The sequence below is a fragment of the Mycobacterium sp. NPDC004974 genome (assembly GCF_053600815.1).
Genome location: NZ_JBSGAQ010000024.1, coordinates 1 through 14,555 on the forward strand (window position 1 = coordinate 1; position 14,555 = coordinate 14,555).

The following is a 14,555-nucleotide window of genomic DNA, read 5'->3' on the forward strand; positions in this document are numbered from 1 at the left end:
CAACCCAAAAGCCCGCCGGAGGCGGGCTATCTGGCGGACGCACCTAGTGCGCCGCCACGAGCACACCGGAAGACAAAAAGAGCCCGGCCAACCCCGCACCGCAGGCGGGACTGACCGGGACTGATCTGGTCGGGATGGTCAGGGGCGGTTGCAGTCTCGGCATCCGCACGCAGGTTCGGGGCTGTAGGGAATGAGCACGGTGACTTGCGATCGCGGTACCCAGATGTCTGGTTTGTGGCCGAAGTCGAGGAGTACGTCGTCGTGGCCGATTTCGGTGATGGTGGCGGTCGGCGGGTTGCTGGGGCCGAAACGGCCGCTGGCGTTGGGGATGTGGTACTGGACGATGTCGCGGCGCTTCATGGTGAGGTTCTCCGTTTCGAGTGGTGGTGGGCCCGCGCCGCGGGCTGTGTCGGCGCGGGCCCTGAGTCGGTGTGCTGGTGTTATGCGGCGTGGAGGAGCTCGGTGAGGGCGTCGTCGATGTCGGTGTGGCTGGTGGGCTGGGCGATGTCGACGGTGAGGGTCCAGGTGTCGGTTCCGGGCTGGGCGGTGAGGGTGTAGGTGTGGCCTTCGACGGTGGTGCGGAAGCTCCAGGTGTCCACGGCGTGGAAGGTGTGTTCGCCGGCCCGGACGTGGACGATCCGGGTCACCGGGTCGGTGTCGAGGTCGGGGGCGGTGGCCTCGATGGCGACCATCTGTCCGTAGTCGTCGGCGGCGAGTAGGACGAGGTGGTGTCCGGTTTCGCGGGTGTAGTTGTGGACGGTGGTGAGCAGGATCGGCCCGTAGTCGTGGAAGAGGATGCGGGTGATTCCGTACTGCTGGTGGCCGATTCGTTCGGCGGCTTCGTCGAGAAGTGCGAATGCGAGGTCGAATTCGTGGTCCATGTTGTGCTCCGTTCTGTGTGGTGATTGGCTGCGCCGGTCAGCGCTGGGGTGCGGTCAATCGGCTGAGGGTGGGCTGTCAACCCCGAAGAGCCCGGGGGCGCTGCCGGCGGATTTGCGGCCCGCGAGCGGCAGCGAGCTTGATAGGGCCGCAAATGTCCTCCGCCGCCGGCAGTGGTCTCGGGCGTGGGTTGACAGGTCGGGCCCCCGGCCGATTAGGCTGCGCGCCCCTGCTGACGGCAAGAAGGTGAGTGGGCTGCCAACTCGAAAGCCCGCCGCAGGCGGGCTATTCGGCGGTCGCACCTCGTGCGCCGGCCGCCACCACAACCGCCGGATCAAAAGAAAAGCCCGACCAGGCACCTCGCGGGGAGGGCCTGGCCGGGCTCGCGGGATTGCTGGGTGGCTACAGAGTCGGGTGGCGGTAGTGGGTACCGGGCACGTCGGCGCCGGGGTACTTGGCGGTGATGGCGTCTTTCTGTTCGTTGCTCAGGAAGGAGTACCAGTCGCCGCTGATCGGGTCGTAGAAGCGGTGATCAGGCCGCTTGACGATGGCCCATCCGCGGCCGATGTTGTCGGATCCGTTGGAGACGATCCGAAAACCCTGGGATGCGACGGCATCTGCGAGTTTCTGTTCGGTCATCTCGCCAGTGACGGTGACCGGTGCGTAGATGAATCGGTTGGGGTCGTGGTCGTCCCAGTGGGTGACGACCTGGTGGCGATCGCCGTCTTTGCAAATGGTGGTGGTGTAGTAGCACACGATGGTCTCCTTGATGGTTGTTTGGCTGTGCTGGTGTGGGTTTGGTGGTGCGCCCGGGGCCGCGGATTGCTCGGCACGGCCCCGGGGCACCGTGGGTTCAGGGGTTGGCGATGATCGCTTCGGCATCGGCTAGGTAGTGCTCGGCGTGGCGGAGCTCGTCGGGGTTGGCGTCGCCGGCCAGGAGCACGGTGACGGCGTTGTCGCGGGCGGAGAGGGCGTACTGGTTGCGCCGGTGGGGATCGTCGATCGCCGCGTTGGCGGCGTGGATGTCGGAGCGGGCCTCTTCGAGGGTGGCGGCGGTGGCGATGCTGATGGGGTCGTGGTCGGTGGTGGCCCAGGGGTCGGTGATCTGGGTGGTGGTCATGGTTGGTCCTTCCGTTCGGTGTGGTGACTGGTTGCGCCGGTCAGCGCTGGGGGTGCGGTCAATCGGCTGGGTGGCGATGTCAACCCCGAAGAGCGCGGGATGGTGGTAGCCGGGGTTTCGGCCCGCGAGCGGCAGCGAGCTCGACAGGGCCGAAACGGTCACTCGGCCGGCGGACACCAGCCCGGGCGTGGGTTGACATCGACGGGCCCCGGCTCGATTACGCTGAGCGCCCCTGCTGACGGCTAAAAAGGTGAGCAGCTACGGACTTTCGGGCCACCGCAGGTGGCCATCTGCCGGTCGCACCTCGTGCGCCGGCACCACCCCAACCGCCGGATCAAAAGAAGAGCCCGACCAGGCACCTCGCGGGGAGGGCCTGGCCGGGCTCGGGGTCGACGATGGTCAGAACAGCAGGCCGATTCGTTCGGGGTGGTTGTGACACAGGCAGCCGCATCGCCACAGGAACATCGGCCGGTTGGACAGGAACACGCCGCCTTCGTGGCGAGCTCCGCGGCGGTGGTTGCATTGGTGGTGGCGGCCTTCGTGGCATGACTTGGTGGGCGCGTCTTGGGGCATTTCGACGATCACTGGTTTCTTGCGGCGGCCGCGGCCCAGGTCGTCGTGGTAGGTGATCCATTTGACGCCGTCGCGGGTGTCGACCTTGGCTTTGCGTTTGATGCAGTCGACTGGCTGAGGGTGTTTGGTGCGTGGTTCCCAGAAGTCGTCTGGGTGGGGATGCACGTAGATGGTCATCGGACGTTGTTCCCTTCGGGAGAGTGGTCGAGAGACGGTGGTGCCCGGCCAGCTGCTGATGGCTGGCCGGGCACGGGTCGGGCGGTGTCAGTCGATGGTGTCGAGGTGGTAGCGGTCGGAGGTGGCGCCCCAGTGGATGACGACGTGGAAAGCGCCGGCGACAGGGCTGAGCGGGTCGGGCTCGAGAATCACTCCGCCAACGGCGTGGTCGTTGTCTTTGGCGAGGGCGATGATGGCCTTGTTCGCGTCGTCTACGTCGCCGAACGTGGTCTCGGTGGCGCGGTCGGCGAAGCCGCCGCCGCAGGCCATGCTCATGTGACGCATCCGGATGGTGGGACGCTGCACGCTGATCGCCGCGGCCGTGATGCTGGTGGTCATGATGTGTTCCGTTCTGCTCCAGTAATCGGGGTGCGCCGGTTGGCACAGGTGCAGGCGGAATCGGTGGGTGCCGTGGGTCAACTCCGAAGAGGCCGGGCCGCGGCGAAGCAGGGCTTTCGGCCCGGGTGAATCGCCGGCGCGCAGCGCCTTGGGGATTCATAACCGTTGGGCCGAAAGGGTCACTCGGCCTGCGTAGTCCGGCCCGGGCGTGGGTTGAGCCGCGGTGGGCCCCGACGATTACGCTGGGCGCACCTGCTGACAGGCATAGAGGTGAGTGGCTACGGACATGGGCCGCCGCAGGTGGCCATCTGCCGGCCGCACCTAGTGCGCCGGCACCAGCCCAACCGCCGGATCAAAAGAAAAGCCCAGCGACCCGCTATTGAAACGGGCTGCGGCTGGGCTGTGAAGACTGGATTACTCAGTACTCGAACGGATTTCGCGGGTGATCAAGATGGTTCAGCATTTCGGCGGCGCCGGCGTGATCGGGTGACCCGGTCTCGGTGTAGCCGGTTTGGATGATGGCGACGAGCTCGTCATCCTGTTGCAGGACGTAGCGGGGCGTACCCGCTGCGGCCTGGTGGATTTGGCGCCGGGCCGCGGCCACGAGCTGGCGGCGCGCGCGAAGCGGATCGGCGTCAGCTCCGATGGTTACGCGTTCGCTGGTGCTGTCGCTGGTGGTCAGGGTCCAGGTCGTCATGGGGCTATCGTCGCGCGTCAGGGCGGGCCCGTCGAGGGCCGCAGGTCCGGTTGTGGACAACTGCGACCCTCGCGGCTTCCCTGTGGATAACTACTGCGGGTTGTCCGCCTTGAGTGCTCGGTACCCGGCGGTGGTGGGGTCGGCCCGGTGCTGTTCGCCGTCGAGGCAGACGGCGATCGCGGTGTGGTGTGCGAGTTCGAGGATGTCCATGGTGGAGTCGAACGCGGCGCGATCGAGGATCTGGAAGGTGAGCGACCCGAGGTAGACGTCGGTCCACCGTGCGATGCGGTGGTGGGGTCGCGGCTGGCTCTCGCGAGGCATCACGGCGTAGGTGGGGCGCTGAGTCCAGTCGATCGCGATGGTGGGCCGGTCGTAGGGGTCTTCGTCCGTCGACTGGGGCGCACCGAGGTCGACGGGCAGGTTCACCATGGTCGGGCGGGCGGCCGACAGCGCTTCGCGGACACCCTGTGCTGCTTGAGCATTCAGGAAGGTCATCAGCACACCACCCCAGGCGAGCGTGACGCGGACGTTGCCGGTGCGGGCGTGGTGGACGGTGAGGTCGGCGCGCTGGGTGCTGCGCAGGCGAATGAAGGCGTTGGCGATGATGGCGGTGGGCTGGCCCATCTCGGCCGCGGTGATCTCGGTTTTCGACATGGTTGTTCTCCGTTCTGGTCGGGAATGGTTGCGCCGGTTGGCGTGTGTGTCAGGGGGACCGGCAGGGTGGCGCGGTCAATCCCCGAAGAGCGCGCGGTGGTGGGAGCCGGGGTTTCGGCCCGCGAGCGGCAGCGAGCTTGATAGGGCCGAAACGGTCACTCGGCCGGCGGACACCAGCTCGCGCGTGGGTTGACCGTGACGGGCCCCAGCCGGTCAGACTGAGCCACGCTGACAGGCAAAAGAAGGTGAGCAGGCACCCAACCCAAAAGCCCGCCGTAGGCGGGCTATCTGGCGGACGCACCGAGTGCGCCGCCACCACTACGGTCAGGCGCCGGCCAACGGCAGCTAGGCCAGGGCCTCTGATCCGAACAGTGCGAGCTGGCCGACTGGCTCCTGTCCGATCGCGAGAATCGCTTTCAGGCAATCGCTTTCACGGCGTCGGAGTCCTACAACGATTTCCATGTGTTCGCCGTCTTCGGCGTCGCTCGGGTGGTATTGCTCGCGCTGCCGAAAGTCCTTGTGGGGTTTAACTTCGCCACCTTTTGCAAAGTGGCAGCGGCACCACAGTTCGGTACGCCAGTGCTCGTCCATCTCGGCCTTGTCGATGGCCGCCAGTTCAGTGAGCAGCTCGGCGGGGATTGTTTTCCGAAATGCGCGGATCTGCCTAGCCGTGACGGTCACCCGAATCTCATCGCCACGCGCCGGGCTCGTGATTCTTCCGGCCCGGGTCTCGTAACTGTCCATCCACTGCGGTGCGCCCGCGCGCGCTGTGCCGTAGTAGCTGTTCATGCTGGCCATGTAGCTGTCCAGCCCCTCATCGGAGAGCAGTGCGCGGCTGGTGCCGAGTCCCACAGTCCACAGCAGCCAGCGTTGGTCGTCACTGAGCATTGCGCTGGCGCCCATTCATACGTCCGTCGTTGTCAGAGCCACAGGCGGGTCAAGGGAAACGGATCGGAGGCGTCTTCAGCGTGGTCGATCAGCCGAAAGTTGTCGTCCTCGACGCACGCCCAGAGGTGGTCTACCGGCGTCGTTTCCTCGTCTGGCAGTTCCTCGTCATCGATGCCAACGTGACGCATCCAACGGTTGACCTCCGCGACGAACTCACGGGCGTTGACATGCCCATAGCCCCAGAATGTTCCGCCGCTTTCGCCCTCGATCATGCCGAATCGAAGGTCGTTGCCATCGGCGTCCTGGTCGAGCGTGACGAAGTGGTGTTCGTAGGTCGCTTCTGATGTGGTCATAGCGTCTCTCCGTGTGGGGTGTAGGTGTGCGGCGGATCGGCTAGGCGGCGTTGATCGGTGGTGTTCCGAGCGCGGTGAGGGCGTCGTCGAGCGCGGCGAATCGGCCGAAGTTTCCGCCGGCGATGGTGGTGCGCCCGCCGAGCCAGATGCCGATGATGTGGACTGTGCCGTCGCCGGTGTCGGTGGTCCATACGGGGCCACCGGAGTCGCCTCCGATGGTGGGGGTCATGCCGACTGTGAGGTACTGGTGCTCGCCGAAGCTGCGGGTGACTTCTCCGCATACGGTGCCGGTGGTGATGCCGGCGCGGCACACTTTCTGCCCGGGCCGAGGCTCGGGGTGGCTGTTGGCGGCGACGGGTTGGTCGTCGACGAACGGCACGGGCAGGGTGCGTAGCCCGAAGTCGATGAGTCCGTAGTCGGCTCCGCCGATACCTGGCGGGTCGACCAGGGTGCGGATGAATGTGCCTGTGGCGCCGCTGTATTGATTGCGAACGGTTTCGCCTTGCCGGTTGGCGCAGTGCCCGGCGGTAATGGCGTAGGTGTGCTTGTCGGCGCCGATGTAGACCCAGCCGAGTGTGCATGCGTTGCTGGCGGTTTCGAGGCGGTCGCCGGGCTCGACCAGCTGCAGCGCGGCTGCGGCGGGAGCTGCGGGAACGGTGGCCAGGGCCGCGGCCGCGGTGGCGATCGCGGCGAGGAGGCGGGACGGTTTCACGCGGTCCTCCGACGTCGGCGAAGGTGCCGTTCAGCGTGCCGTTGGGCGCGGACGCCGAGGGTTTCGATCCACGTACCGGCTGTGGTGGCCGCGCCTCGGTGGCTATGAGGGACTGCCACGGCGGCCGCGGTGCGGCGCACGATGGCAGCGTCGGTGAGCGGTGTGGTCATGGGGTGTCCCATCCGGGTTTGGCGGCGGCTTCAGCGCGGCGCCGCAGGTCGGCCAGGTCGTCGCGGGTGTCGATGAACAGCTGGGTGAGCAGCTCGCGTTCGACGTCGCATTCGGCAAGCTCTTGCATCCGGATCGCATGGTCGCGGAAGGCGTTTCGATAGGCGGTGTCCAGAACGTCGCGAGCGTATTGACCGGCGTTCTCCCGTGGCGCGATGGCGTCCTGGTAGGCGTCGAACAGGTAGATGGCCAGGCCCTTGAGTTGATGCGCGCTCGGCGGCCGATCGGGGCACAGTGCGAATGTGCTGGGCTGGGTTCGCGCCAAGTCGAGCACGGCGACCGGGTCGGGATCGTGGCCGGCGTCGACGAGTGTGCGGATGAGTTGGTATGCCCAGCGGGCGCGAGGCCTCCAGATCGCAGTGTCGGGAACCAACTCGAGGATGGCTCGGACACGGGTTGCGGGCAGCCACAGCAGTGCGCCGATCAGCTGGTGTTGGGGTTCGGTCTGCTCGACGAAGGCCTCGGCGCGCCAGTCGTCGGCGGGGCGCTCCTCGAGGTCGTCGTCGCTGAGTCTCAGCCAGGAGTCATCGCCAGCCACCGCGGTCCCCGGTTCAAGGGTTTGCACGGCGCTCGGACTCATCGCGGGATCTCTTTGTCGATGATGGTGTGCACCACGGCGTAGGCGGCGCGGCCGATCCGGATGCCGTCGTCGAGGAACTGGGCGACGTCGCGGCCGTCACGGCCTTCGACGAAGTCGGGGTCTTCGATTGGGCCACGCAGCTGGGAAAGTTGTTCGCAGGCGCGCTGAAACGAGGAGATGCCGGCGGCGATCTCGGTGAGGAGCTTGTCGCGGGTGCGGCCGACCAGTTCGTTGTGCTCGTCGTAGTCGGTGGCGGTGGGTAGGTGGTGAATTGTCATGTCGTTACGGTCCTTTCGCGGGATTGGCCATGCGGCGGCGGGCCGTCAGGCCACTGCCATCTGAGCCAGGGTCTTGATGCGGTCGGGCCGGAATCCCGACCAGTGCTGGTCGCCGGCGACGACCACTGGGGCCTGGAGGTAACCCAGGGCCATGACGTAGTCGCGGGCTTCGCTGTCGAGGGTGATGTCAACTTTTTCGTACTCGATGCCCTGCTTGTCGAGGGCCTTATAGGTCGCATTGCATTGGACGCATGCGGGCTTGGTGTAGACAGTAATTTGAGACATTTCTGGCCTCCATTGAATTGAGTTGGCGGGGTTTATATTCACTGATTCTACTGGCATTTATTGGGTTATGCCACACCTATCCAAAAGATCTTTATTGCATTTTCCTATCGTTTATCAACCTCCATTCTGACGTACGCACCGATACGGCTAACACCGCTTCATCGGGTGTCCGCTGCCATTCTTTTTCCGTTTCTGGCAGGATGGTTACCGCTGGTTGCGGCGTGTAATGCAAGGTTTCGGGCGGAAAGTTTTCAGTGAGCGTAGCGAGCGTCTCGGAAAAGTTTTCGCGCCGGAGGCCGCAGCGGATGCGGAGCCGATGGCCTTGCATGGAGTCGCCGAAACAAGCGCATAATTCCAACTGCAGAAACGGGGAGCTGTTGTTTGTGATGCCGCCCCGAGAATTACTGTTGGTTCGCGCGAATTGGTGATGAATAAGTGGCGTGATGGGTCGGTAGCGCCGAAGGCGTTTCCGCACGGCGTTCGGTCGAGGAGTTGCGGGCCCGCCGCCTGGCTGCTCGGCGGGCCCGGCTCTGTTCGGGTCAGAGGGTTTGCAGCATCGTGAACGCGGTGGACTTGAGCGTCTGGGCGCTGCTCCCGGTGGTCACCGCGCGTAGCGCACGGACGGCTTCGGGGTTGCCGCGGCCGCGAACCTTGGCGTGGTGGTCGACGTACTCGGTGACCGCGTTGTAGGCGCCCCAGCGGGTTCCGGCGACCGGCGCGACAGTGGGGGAGGACACCCACAGTTTGACGATGCCGTTGGCTTGTTCGCGGCGAGCGTTCTTGGCTGCCAGGCTGGTTGCGCCGTCGACGTCGACCAGGCGGTTGGCGAAGGCGCGGACCTCGTCGGTGTCCATCGGGGTCGCGTAGAGGTGGGCGGCCTCGGCCTGGAACACGTCCAGGTAGCGCCACGCCAGCCGCAGGGCCTCGCGGGCTTGTTGGATGGCGATGCGGGCGCTGCCGGTGTGGCGGATCGCGAAACTGGCCTTGGCTTCTCGAATCGCTGCGGTCTGGGTGTTGGCGCATACCACGCGGACCGGGGTCACGATGCCGCGGAACGCTGCGGTGCCGTCATGTGAATTCAGTGCGGCGATATACAGGTCGGTGCGGTCTTTCGAGCCGTCCTTGCCGTCGAACACCATGGTTTCGGGCAACTTCAGGGTGACGAACGTTTGGCGGCCGCCATTGAGGGCACCAGCGGTTTCGAACACCGCGCCGCTCTCGTCAATGAGAGCGGTCAAGAAGTCGCACGAGGCCTCGTTCTGTAGGGGCTGATACTTGCTGCCGACGACACCAAGCACGTCGATCTGCCCGGGGACGATGGGGTTATCGCGCACGGTGGCGTAGTGATCGGGCACAACGAGCGGGTCCGGGGTGATCACAGTACCGTCTGCGGTCACGATGGGATCCTGGGCGACCTGCAACGGCACCTTGCGCACGTTCCATCGGGCAAGGTGGGCGGCCTCCAAAACTTCCTGCGAGGTCATGAGGTGGCCGACCTGCTGGCCGAGTTGGTGCCAGGCGTCGGTCTGCGAGTCGGCGAAGCTGACGCGGCCACGGGTGGAATCGAGTTGGTGAGCCATGGTGAGAACCTTTCGTGAGGGGGCGACTCGGGGCCGCCCGTTCTGTTTGCCTGTCCGGCAAGGAGATCGAGAACCGGCGTCAGGGCCGGGTAAGCAGCAAGGGCCCGGCGGGGCCGGTTTCACCGGCGAGCGCAGCGAGCCGCGAAACCGGTGCCGAGCCGTAGGCCGAAGCGGTGCCCTTGTGCGGCCGGACCGCCGGTTACGATCGGAGGCCGGAAGGCAAACCACATCGTGGGCCTACGCCGGAAGGCGTAGACGTATCCCGCAGCGCCGCAGGCGCTTCCGCTTCGCGGAGCCGGGCGGGCTGCAGAGGTTGGTGTCCTCCACAGCCCGCCCGGTCAACTAGTCGGCGTCCTCGCTGGGTTCGCCGTCCTGGTCCTCGGCTTCGTCGGCCTGCAGGCTCTCGTCGTATACCTCGTCTGCGGTCCGCTCACCGACGATGACCTGTTCGACCGGGGTCAGCTCGTAGGAATTGGCGACCAGGAAGCGCAGGTAGTCGACGGGCTTGACCACGTCGTAGCCGCGGTAGCGCCAGGAGTCCTTGGGTGTGCGGGCTTCCAGCGCACCCAGTACCAGCCCGAGGGTGACGACCTGTGCGCGGCCATCAGCGGTCGGTGCAAGGTCGCTGACCAGCTTCTTCACCGCGCCGGTCGAATCCGCGCCGAGAAGCTTGGCCGTTTGTGTCGCCCCGTGGAACTCCTTGATGAGGCCGGGGTCGCGGACCAGGCAATCTGCGACGAAGATCGCCGCACCCTTGGGCGGGGTCTTGCGGACGAGCAGCTTGGTCACGAACTCCTGGCGCACGCGAGCGGCGGCCTCGGCCATCCGGTTGAGGGCGATGACCTTGCGGCGCTCACGCCGCAATTCGGCCGCCCGCTGGGCCTCTGCGGCAGCCGCTTCCTCGCGGGCCTGCTGCGCGTCGGCGTCGGTCACGTCAGCCTCGTCCCGGACAGTGTTGTCCTGAGCCGCACGTCCCGAGACCTGGTGGCCGAGCTGCAGGCCAGCGGCTTGGTAGTCCAGGCAGTACCAGTCGGGCGAGTAGATCGTTGTCTGGACCACGCTGTTGAAGTGCCGTAGGCCCTCTTCTGGGGTGGCCTCGTCGTCGTCCCGGGTGGCCCAGTCGATCGCGTCCTCGTCCACGATCTCGCCGGTTTCGGCATCGGCGTAGCCGTCCTCTTCGTAGAGCATGACCGCCCAGTGCGCGGGATCGGTGACGGCGTCCTCGGTGGCGCGTTCCCCGTCTGCGGTGCGCAGGTATTCGATTGCCAAGCAGGTGGTGTCGTCCCAGACGGGTGCCTCGTCGTGCTCGATCACGCGGTAACCGCGTTCGGTGAAGTCCTGCACGGCGGCGGCATAGGCGCGGTCGCGCTCGCGGGCCTGGCGCAGCTCTTCGACGCGGAAGGCGAACCGGGTGGTCCCGGCGACGGCGATCAGCTTTTCGATTGCGTCGTCGTCGCCGTCGAACTCGCTGAGTGCGGCGGCTTCTTCCAGGCTCAGCTGGCCGGTGTCGAGTGCGTTCATGGCAGCGTTCGACTTGGCCGCTGCGGCAGCGGCTTTGACCGTGTCGCGCTTCACCGATAGCTTCTTGGCCACCTTGGTCTGTGAGACTCCGGCGCTGAGCATCTGCTGGATGCCGCGTGCGCGCTGGGCCTCGGTGATGGCCTTGACGTGATCGTTGGTGACGATCTGGTGCACGATGCGCTCGATGGTTTCTTCGCTGGCGTCGGCTGCGCTGGAGGGCAGCACGTACACCGGCACGGTGGCGAGGCCGAGTTCGCGGGCCGCAAGGGTACGCATCTGGCCGTTGCGGACGCGGATCACGTCGGGGTTGTCGGCGCTGCGGACGGCGGTGATCGGCGTCAGGACGCCGTTCTCGGCGATGCTGGCCAGGAACGACTTGTCAAGGATCGCTTCGTCACGCACGTTCTCACCGATTTCCAGCGTTGCGGGATCGAGGTGTTCGAGCGTTCCGAACTGTGCGGTCTCAACAACGTCCTGCTGGGTGGTGTCGGTCATCTCAGTACCTTTCAGGTGGGGAGCGACCCGGAGGCCGCCCGTTCTTTTGCCTTTTGGCACTGGAGATTTGGGCGGGTGTGGGGGAGCCGGAGTGCAAGACCCGGGCGCAAAGTCTTTCCCCGCGAAGCCATCGGGAGCGCAGCGAGCGCGGCGAGCGTAGGGAAAGAGTTTGCGAGCCCGCAGGGCCCGGAGCGTCGCGCAGCAGCGGAGGCCGGTGTCTTGGCGCGTAGGCGAGCCACCCGCCACAATCGGAAAGTGCAAAAGGCACAAGAAAAGTCACATCACCCGCTCGACGCGACCAGACGGAACCTGCACTATGCCCGCCTGATCACCGGTGGCTGGCGCCCTGCCTACTCGGGAACCGATTCGGTCGCGCCAAAGCAGGGCGGCCCCCAGAGGCCGGCGTCCAGGGTCTTGGCCTCGTTCTCCGCCGCGGTGAGCTCCGCGAACCGCTGGACCGGGCGGTTGCCGTAGGTGGCGACCTGGGACATGCCGGCCCGGACCGACTCGACGGAAAAATCGCGCCCATCGGGCAGGCCGAGATAGGCAAGCGTGCGACCGTGTCGGTCGGCGAGTCCCTGGGTCGGGTCGGTTGTCATCGAAACACGCTGTCCCACTGGGAGAAACGCGCTTGCCCACGCGGCTGCTTCTGGGCCGTAGCAGCCGACCGTCCAGCCTCGCTTGTGGGTCTCGGGAGCGTTGACACCGAGGATCCGGATCCGGAGTCGTCCACGGTCATCGTGACGGATGTCGACGGTATCGCCGTCGACCACGCGGACCACCGCGGCGTTACTACCACCGGTGGGGTCGGCGTTGCCGACAATGGGCGCGCACGAGGGCACCAGAAGACAGCATCCCAGAGCGAACACGAGGACGGCAGTGCGGCGAATCAGGAACATAGGCTCATTGTTTGCCCTGAACCTGGGGTTATTCCACATCCAAACCGCAACGATCGCGGGGTGTCGACGCGATACGCAATAGTCCGGCCGGCTAAAGCGCCGAATCACCAATAGCGAGCTTTAATTCCAGCAGTCGAGTATGAGAGTCAGCGACCCGTGTAGCAGTTGTTGCGAGTGCAGCGCACAAGTAGGTATTTTCCCGCCACTGCTCTGGTGTGACGCCTTCTGGTTGCGGACCCATAGCGTCAGAAAGGTAGCTCGAAGCTATGCCTGCTGCTTTCTGAGCTTCGCTGATATGGTGCTCGATGGCGTCCAGCTCCCGCTTGCTTTTCGGCATGTTCATAATTCGATAACCCCTTTTACGTTGTGCGTGACGATCTTCTGTGTACCTACGGGTTGTTCGACACGCAATAGTATCCACCGATGCTTGGTCGATGTCGTTCGCTGGTACTCATACACGTTCTGAACCCAGCGTTGCTGCTGCCGCATCTTCCAAATCCCGGAGTTTGTCATCTATCACCGACTTCTCCACCGTCAGCACTCTTGCAGCTAGCCGTGCCGTCGCCCAGTCGGACAACGTCGGTAGCCGAGCGATGACGGCTGAGAGCTCGTTCGACGCCGCAAGAAGCTCGGTAGCTCGCTCCTGCTGGGTTGTGTTAACGGCCGAGTAGGACTCGACCGGCTCAATGCTGAGTTGTATCCGCGTCGCAGCATGGTTGTCTGCGGCTCGGGCGCTGCGCCCGTCCAGATTGATGCCCTGGAGGATCGCGACATTGTCCGCTTCGACCACGAGCCAATCTCGAAGCGATGACTCCAATCGCGCCGAGACGACGTATAAGTTGGTCGGAACGGCGAGGAAGGCTTCATCGGCAGCCGCATCGAGTTGCCTTCCGTATGTACGAATCCGCTCGGCGATGGTGCGAATCTCCTCAATGACCGCTATGAGTCCCTGTGTGTCACAGTGGAAGCCGATTCCCTCCTGTTGCTGACGGTACTTCTCGACGCTTGTGGCGCGCCAACCCTGAAACCTCTCTCCGATCAGCGCGTCGGGGGCTATGAAGTCCCGGGCTCGGATACGGGCATGCAGCGCATCACGGGTGATTCCCAGGTACTCGGCGACCTGGGCACTGCTCATGTAGGTCTCCATGAGGGCAGCTTACTGCTGCTAACACAAATGTGCGCGCATTTGTGTTAGCGCTGTGCCCCTTCGCTCTGCCGCTCCCGATCCCGGGTGTCGACGGGTTGCGCGAAAGCTGGAATACTTCGAAACATATGTTCGAAAATGTGTTCGATGACTGGCCGGGCGAGATTTGCGGGTACCGGACCCTGCACCTGGTGGACCGGCCGGTGCGCATCGACACGACGAAGGCCTTCCCCGGCCTGGGTATGGCTCCGCGCCGGGATGAGCTTCCGATGTGGGTGAAGGCCGGCGGTTACTTGATTACGGGACCGTGGATGCCGGGTCGCCAAATCGCGTGGATCCGCCGGGCCAACGATGGCGACTGGACTGCGGTGTGCTTGCTTCAAGTGCGAAGCGGCAACGGACAGTCCCAAGCGACGATGCAACTGTGGCTCGAACCCGACGCCATCGCGCCGCTGGGCTGATCGAGCGGCATGGCATCACGCCATGTGTTGGCGTCGCGACGAATTGGTGGCATCTCAAACGTGTCATGAGACCGATCGGGCGGCACTGGTTTCTACCGTTCGATCCATGATTGAAACTTACGGAATCGAGCTCACTCATCGAGCCTCGGTCACAATCCTTGCTGACATCGAATATGCCCCGGCGATCACCTGGCCCGGATTTGTGTGGTTCCTGGTCTTTCCGGCTACGGTATTCCTCGCCGGCCTGGTGATCTACACCTTCACCATTGTGGTTGCAGCTTTCAGCGATCTTGTTAACAAGGGCAAGAGCCTCTTGGAAATCGTTGGGTTGATCGCCATAGGGATAGTCCTAGCGTGCGGGTTCTATTACGCGCTGACGTGGGTTCTTGGGCACACCGAATCCGGATGGGGCGCACTGGGGTTGGCTTTCTTCGTTGCTCTGATCGCCAGCTTTCTGGTGATCGGATACGCATGGCTGGCCAACTCGAATTACTACTTCACCGTCCTCGGGATTGTCGTTGTAGTTGCGATCAGTTGGACTGGGTTCCAGCATGATCGGGACATCAGGCCTGCGATGGACGAGCCGCACCGAGCGGAGATCGTGCGAACGACTCGGTAGCGGTTCCGCTGTCACGCAACATTATTCGTCACGG

At 65.0% G+C, this 14,555-nt stretch carries 21 protein-coding genes; 2 read left to right on the forward strand and 19 right to left on the reverse strand.

Going from position 1 to position 14,555, the window contains the following annotated elements:
• Window positions 1-138: 138 nt before the first annotated feature.
• From ACWEFV_RS31760 to ACWEFV_RS31850, 19 genes are all read right to left on the reverse strand, one after another.
• Entirely contained in the window at window positions 139-360 is a 222-nt protein-coding gene (locus ACWEFV_RS31760) for a hypothetical protein (RefSeq protein ID WP_214398623.1), read from the reverse strand.
• Between the two features lie 80 nt (window positions 361-440).
• Complete coding sequence (locus tag ACWEFV_RS31765; RefSeq protein WP_085142300.1) at window positions 441-881, reverse strand: hypothetical protein; 441 nt, start codon at window positions 879-881, stop codon at window positions 441-443.
• 400 nt (window positions 882-1,281) lie between these two features.
• A complete protein-coding gene (locus tag ACWEFV_RS31770; RefSeq protein ID WP_214398622.1) occupies window positions 1,282-1,635 on the reverse strand; it encodes a hypothetical protein in 354 nt (117 codons plus the stop codon).
• 97 nt (window positions 1,636-1,732) lie between these two features.
• Window positions 1,733-1,999, reverse strand: coding sequence for a hypothetical protein (locus ACWEFV_RS31775; protein WP_214398621.1), 267 nt, complete (start codon window positions 1,997-1,999; stop codon window positions 1,733-1,735).
• Between the two features lie 399 nt (window positions 2,000-2,398).
• A complete protein-coding gene (locus ACWEFV_RS31780) occupies window positions 2,399-2,749 on the reverse strand; it encodes a hypothetical protein (protein ID WP_214398620.1) in 351 nt (116 codons plus the stop codon).
• 87 nt (window positions 2,750-2,836) lie between these two features.
• Window positions 2,837-3,127, reverse strand: coding sequence for a hypothetical protein (locus ACWEFV_RS31785; RefSeq protein ID WP_214398619.1), 291 nt, complete (start codon window positions 3,125-3,127; stop codon window positions 2,837-2,839).
• A gap of 418 nt (window positions 3,128-3,545) precedes the next feature.
• On the reverse strand, window positions 3,546-3,824 hold the full coding sequence (locus ACWEFV_RS31790; RefSeq protein WP_214398618.1) for a hypothetical protein: 279 nt from the start codon (window positions 3,822-3,824) through the stop codon (window positions 3,546-3,548).
• 90 nt (window positions 3,825-3,914) lie between these two features.
• The gene (locus tag ACWEFV_RS31795) at window positions 3,915-4,478 is read right to left on the reverse strand and encodes a hypothetical protein (protein ID WP_214398617.1); all 564 of its coding nucleotides are present in this window, start codon (window positions 4,476-4,478) and stop codon (window positions 3,915-3,917) included.
• A 345-nt stretch (window positions 4,479-4,823) separates the two neighbouring features.
• A complete protein-coding gene (locus ACWEFV_RS31800) occupies window positions 4,824-5,381 on the reverse strand; it encodes a hypothetical protein (protein WP_235717579.1) in 558 nt (185 codons plus the stop codon).
• A 17-nt stretch (window positions 5,382-5,398) separates the two neighbouring features.
• Window positions 5,399-5,719, reverse strand: a complete 321-nt coding sequence (locus ACWEFV_RS31805) for a hypothetical protein (protein WP_214398616.1) — start codon at window positions 5,717-5,719, stop codon at window positions 5,399-5,401.
• A gap of 40 nt (window positions 5,720-5,759) precedes the next feature.
• On the reverse strand, window positions 5,760-6,431 hold the full coding sequence (locus ACWEFV_RS31810) for a trypsin-like peptidase domain-containing protein (RefSeq protein ID WP_214398615.1): 672 nt from the start codon (window positions 6,429-6,431) through the stop codon (window positions 5,760-5,762).
• Window positions 6,432-6,597: 166 nt separating this feature from the next.
• Complete coding sequence (locus tag ACWEFV_RS31815; protein WP_235717578.1) at window positions 6,598-7,239, reverse strand: hypothetical protein; 642 nt, start codon at window positions 7,237-7,239, stop codon at window positions 6,598-6,600.
• The gene (locus ACWEFV_RS31820) at window positions 7,236-7,517 is read right to left on the reverse strand and encodes a hypothetical protein (protein ID WP_064917907.1); all 282 of its coding nucleotides are present in this window, start codon (window positions 7,515-7,517) and stop codon (window positions 7,236-7,238) included. Before ACWEFV_RS31820 ends, ACWEFV_RS31815 begins: the two co-directional genes overlap by 4 nt.
• 45 nt (window positions 7,518-7,562) lie before the next feature.
• The gene (locus ACWEFV_RS31825) at window positions 7,563-7,802 is read right to left on the reverse strand and encodes a redoxin NrdH (RefSeq protein ID WP_214398614.1); all 240 of its coding nucleotides are present in this window, start codon (window positions 7,800-7,802) and stop codon (window positions 7,563-7,565) included.
• Window positions 7,803-8,341: 539 nt separating this feature from the next.
• The gene (locus ACWEFV_RS31830; protein WP_450073084.1) at window positions 8,342-9,382 is read right to left on the reverse strand and encodes a DUF932 domain-containing protein; all 1,041 of its coding nucleotides are present in this window, start codon (window positions 9,380-9,382) and stop codon (window positions 8,342-8,344) included.
• Between the two features lie 342 nt (window positions 9,383-9,724).
• Complete coding sequence (locus ACWEFV_RS31835; protein ID WP_214398612.1) at window positions 9,725-11,398, reverse strand: ParB/RepB/Spo0J family partition protein; 1,674 nt, start codon at window positions 11,396-11,398, stop codon at window positions 9,725-9,727.
• Window positions 11,399-11,748: 350 nt separating this feature from the next.
• A complete protein-coding gene (locus ACWEFV_RS31840; RefSeq protein WP_214398611.1) occupies window positions 11,749-12,297 on the reverse strand; it encodes a thermonuclease family protein in 549 nt (182 codons plus the stop codon).
• A 91-nt stretch (window positions 12,298-12,388) separates the two neighbouring features.
• Window positions 12,389-12,634, reverse strand: coding sequence for a hypothetical protein (locus tag ACWEFV_RS31845; RefSeq protein WP_214398610.1), 246 nt, complete (start codon window positions 12,632-12,634; stop codon window positions 12,389-12,391).
• A 114-nt stretch (window positions 12,635-12,748) separates the two neighbouring features.
• The gene (locus ACWEFV_RS31850; protein WP_214398609.1) at window positions 12,749-13,444 is read right to left on the reverse strand and encodes a helix-turn-helix transcriptional regulator; all 696 of its coding nucleotides are present in this window, start codon (window positions 13,442-13,444) and stop codon (window positions 12,749-12,751) included.
• A 137-nt stretch (window positions 13,445-13,581) separates the two neighbouring features.
• Here ACWEFV_RS31850 and ACWEFV_RS31855 point away from each other — a divergent pair, with 137 nt between their 5' ends.
• Both ACWEFV_RS31855 and ACWEFV_RS31860 read left to right on the forward strand, forming a co-directional pair.
• Window positions 13,582-13,902, forward strand: coding sequence for a hypothetical protein (locus ACWEFV_RS31855; RefSeq protein WP_308160652.1), 321 nt, complete (start codon window positions 13,582-13,584; stop codon window positions 13,900-13,902).
• Between the two features lie 106 nt (window positions 13,903-14,008).
• Window positions 14,009-14,521, forward strand: a complete 513-nt coding sequence (locus tag ACWEFV_RS31860; protein ID WP_450073085.1) for a hypothetical protein — start codon at window positions 14,009-14,011, stop codon at window positions 14,519-14,521.
• The last annotated feature ends 34 nt before the right edge of the window (window positions 14,522-14,555 follow it).